General features: G+C 39.8%; 2 protein-coding genes and 1 pseudogene. All 3 read right to left on the bottom strand.

Annotation, left to right across the window (positions count from 1 at the left end; all coding sequences use genetic code 11):
* Positions 1-29 precede the first annotated feature (29 nt).
* Positions 30-452 (bottom strand): pre-peptidase C-terminal domain-containing protein, encoded by a 423-nt coding sequence (locus RMY63_RS41505; protein WP_322734244.1) that lies wholly within the window; start codon positions 450-452, stop codon positions 30-32.
* A gap of 555 nt (positions 453-1,007) precedes the next feature.
* Positions 1,008-1,283 (bottom strand): annotated as a pseudogene (locus RMY63_RS41500) (transketolase C-terminal domain-containing protein); the annotation flags it as partial.
* 133 nt (positions 1,284-1,416) lie between these two features.
* Positions 1,417-2,865 (bottom strand): calcium-binding protein (locus tag RMY63_RS41495; RefSeq protein WP_322734243.1); only part of this gene is annotated, 1,449 nt, incomplete at its 5' end.

The following is a 2,865-nucleotide window of genomic DNA, read 5'->3' as shown; positions in this document are numbered from 1 at the left end:
TCTAACATCAGTCCATATAAATTGATTTTTTATTGTTTGTGAGAAATTCGCGTAAGTGTGTTCCCAGGATTTGAGGGAATCGAACCAGGTGTAGATGTGGCTAATAATTGTAAAGAATAGTTGGTGTTGACGTTGTTGGAGTCTTGAGAAATTCCAACATAGTAATTTCCGGCTCCTAATGTTGTAGTTAATTGAGCATTGCGACTGGAACTAGCAAAATCAGAAGCAAGTTGCTCTCCACTATCAATCAATCCATTATTATTTTTGTCGTAATAGATTTTGGCATTGACATAGCTTTGAGTCACTCCACTCAAAATTACATTAATATCATTTGTGCCTGTCAGGGAGAATTTGTAGTAATCAACTGGGTTTGCATTTGCTATAGCATCATTGTAGTTAAAAGATGTGAGAATTCCAATGTTTTGAGCAGTCGTGAATGTAGTTCCTGGCATGTTTTTCCTTTTTTGAAATGATAATCAACTTCACTCGTGGAACCCATCAAAACTATAAAGCTATCAGTTGCTACTGCACTGATTTGATTACTTAATTGATGGTATAATAAGGCTGGTGCTTAACAAGATTAAGTATATAATTAATCGAGCTATCAAAGTTAATTGAAGTTACATCATGCTCGTTTAATTACTTATTAAAGCCGAAGAACCCCACCCCGCCAAAGTTACGCTTCGCCTCCCTTCCCCGCTTTTCGAGAGCAGGGTGGTTTCATACGAAAAAAGAAAAATATATAAGTCTTGATTTATCGTTTTGTGTCCGGGCTTTTTCCCTCACTTCCATTCCTCTCCCCCACGGGGGGAGAGGCTTTGAAACCCAGTTTTAGTTTTTCTCTGGTTGTATGAAACCACCCTGCTTCCCCGCAAGCGAGGAGGGGATTAAACGGTCGGGTGCAATGACTCTAGGAATCATAACTAATTATGCGGACATGATATTAGATAAACGATCGCCCACACCTGAGTCACAATTGTGGGCGATTGATTACTACAAAAAATTAACTAAACAACAGCAGATACTTGCCGTTTAAAGAAAGCTTGCAACACTCTCTCTGCTATTTGATGACTAGTTAAACCGAGTTCTGTCTTAGATTCATTGGGTTCAGCATGATCTACTAACACATCTGGAACACCGAAGCGCTTGAGAGGAACGAGAATATCTGCATCTAATAAAGCTTCAGCGATCGCACTACCAAAGCCACCCATGACACAACCTTCTTCTAAGGTGACAACACGGCCAATTTTCTTCGCTAAAGGCAAAATCAACAAGGAAGTTAAGACACTTCCAATACATAAATTATCCAACTTTCTGGGGTGGGCATCTTGCCCGCCTTTGGTTACTAAGCAGGCGAGATAACCACCTCACAATAAATAGTTGGATATTTTTTATTTGGAATTGGACGAAGCAGTACTAGGCAATTAGACTGAAATTGCTACTACTGAGAGTAATATTAGGATTTCCTAAACGGGCAAACTCAAACACTGTTCCTGTACCCAAAACATTGCCATCTCGGTTATAGAATAACTTGTCACTACCTTGACTAAAGACAATACGTGCATTACTAGCATTGACGAATTGATCGTTAGTAACAACTGCAAAGTCAGTTAAAGCCTGTCCTACAGTATTAGTAATAGCATTAAAGGTGGTTTTACTCAGCACAATCTGGTCTTGTCCCGTTTCAAACTGAGTGATATTATCAACACCTAAGCTTGTGCTAAAAACCCCGTTACTTTGGAACAGATATTTATCCTTCCCAGTTCCACCAGTGAGAATATCATTGCCCAGTCCTCCCAAGAGTTGGTCATCACCATTACCTCCCTGGAGGGTGTCATTTCCATTACCACCAATCAGAGTGTTATTCAGTGTATTACCAGTGAGAAGGTCATTACCTGTGCCACCCGTTGCATTTTCGATCACGTTGTTGGCAGAGAGAATAAGTTTGAGATTGCTATTAACCGTTTGCGAGGTGGTTAAACCTAAATTTACGTTGACGGCAACTGTAGTACCGCTAAAGTTAATAGTATCAATACCACCTGTTGTGGTTTCTATAATTGTGTCGGTTCCCAAAGCACTATTAGCTACAAAAGAATAAGTATCATTTCCTGTTAAACCTTGGAGTCGGTCATTTCCACCACCACCAATTAAAGTATTATTCAGTGTATTGCCAGTGAGAGTGTCATTGCCTGTGCCACCTGTTGCATTTTCAATAACGTTGTTGGCAGAAAGAATCAGGTTGAGATTGCTATTAACTGTTTGCGAAGTTGTAACACCTAAATTGACGTTGACAGCAACCGTAGTACCGCTAAAGTCAATAGTATCAGTACCACCTGTTGTGGTTTCTATAATTGTGTCGGTTCCCAAAGCAGTATTAGCTAGGAAAGAATAGGTATCATTCCCTGTACCACCGTACAAGGTATCATCACCCAAACCACCTAATAACTTGTCATCTCCCTGCTCACCAAATAAACGGTCATTACCACGCTCACCTTGCAGGCTATCGTTACCTAAACCACCAAACAAATCATCATTGGAATTACTTCCTGTGATGGTGTCATTAACAACTGCACTCCTGAAATTGAAATCACTAGCTTGTAATTGACTTTTGCTAATACCATTGATTTGGAGTCGATAATAAGAACTGTCGTTAGAGAGACGATACCTTGTGTTAATGATGGCGTTTCCATCCACATCATCACTTGTGAGAAGCAAGATAGTATTGAAGTCACTGATGCCAATATTTCTGACATCAATTTGGTCTTCTCCCTTCTTAAAATCAGTGACGATATCTTGGTCTTTGGCAAAAAGAGAACCATCGAAATACTCTAAGACAAATTGATCTTTACCTGCACCACCATACAA

It is taken from the genome of Nostoc sp. ChiQUE01b (assembly GCF_034531255.1).
Taxonomy (GTDB): domain Bacteria; phylum Cyanobacteriota; class Cyanobacteriia; order Cyanobacteriales; family Nostocaceae; genus Nostoc.
This window is presented reverse-complemented; position numbering and strand designations above follow the sequence as displayed.

Coding starts and splice junctions, on each gene's coding strand:
- RMY63_RS41505 (WP_322734244.1), bottom strand. CDS start 452: ATGCCAGGAACTACATTCACGACTGCTCAAAACATTGGAATTCTCACA.